Origin of the sequence: Streptomyces sulfonofaciens (assembly GCF_014656295.1) — a bacterium.
In the GTDB taxonomy this organism is placed as follows: Bacteria; Actinomycetota; Actinomycetes; order Streptomycetales; family Streptomycetaceae; genus Streptomyces; species Streptomyces sulfonofaciens.
The window spans coordinates 1-1098 of the sequence record NZ_BNCD01000070.1; the positions used below are offsets into that span (position 1 = coordinate 1).

General features: G+C 63.8%; 1 protein-coding gene. It reads right to left on the bottom strand.

Translation table 11 applies throughout. From position 1 onward, the window contains the following. Positions 1-2: 2 nt before the first annotated feature. A partial coding sequence (gene ispG, locus IE313_RS34595; protein ID WP_189939340.1) for a flavodoxin-dependent (E)-4-hydroxy-3-methylbut-2-enyl-diphosphate synthase occupies positions 3-1098 on the bottom strand: 1096 nt, incomplete at its 5' end.

Genomic DNA, 1098 nt, shown 5'->3' on the forward strand with positions numbered 1-1098 from the left:
GGTCAGCTCACGGTGACGGCGGGCTCCCCCGAGGCGATGCCGTCCTTCTCCATCTGCTCGGCGATCTTCATCGCCTCGTCGATCAACGTCTCCACGATCTTCGACTCGGGCACCGTCTTGACGACCTCGCCCCGCACGAAGATCTGCCCCTTGCCATTGCCCGACGCCACACCGAGATCCGCCTCACGCGCCTCACCCGGCCCGTTCACCACACACCCCATGACGGCCACCCGCAACGGCACCTCCATCCCCGTCAACCCGGCCGTCACCTCCTCCGCCAACTTGTACACATCCACCTGCGCACGACCGCACGACGGACACGACACGATCTCCAGACCCCGCTGCCGCAGATTCAACGACTCCAGAATCTGGATACCGACCTTCACCTCCTCCACAGGAGGCGCCGACAACGACACCCGGATCGTGTCCCCGATCCCCTCCGCAAGCAGCGCACCGAACGCCACCGCGGACTTCACCGTCCCCTGAAAAGCAGGACCCGCCTCCGTCACACCCAGATGCAACGGATAATCACACCGCTCAGCCAACAACCGGTACGCATTCACCATCACCACCGGATCATTGTGCTTCACCGAGATCTTGATATCCCTGAAACCATGCTCCTCGAACAACGACGCCTCCCACAGCGCCGACTCCACCAGCGCCTCCGGCGTCGCCTTCCCATACTTCTCAAGAAGCCGCCTGTCCAACGAACCCGCATTCACACCGATACGAATAGGCGTCCCCGCAGCCGACGCCGCCTTCGCAATCTCACGAACCTTGTCGTCGAACTGCTTGATATTCCCCGGATTCACCCGCACCGCCGCACACCCCGCATCAATCGCCGCGAAGACGTACTTCGGCTGGAAATGAATATCCGCAATCACCGGGATCTGCGACTTCCGCGCAATCGCAGCCAACGCATCCGCATCGTCCTGCGTCGGACACGCCACCCGCACGATCTGGCACCCCGACGCCGTCAACTCCGCGATCTGCTGCAACGTCGCACCCACGTCCGACGTCCGCGTCGTCGTCATCGACTGCACCGACACCGGCGCATCCCCACCCACGGCGACCGACCCCACCTGGATCCGCCGGCTC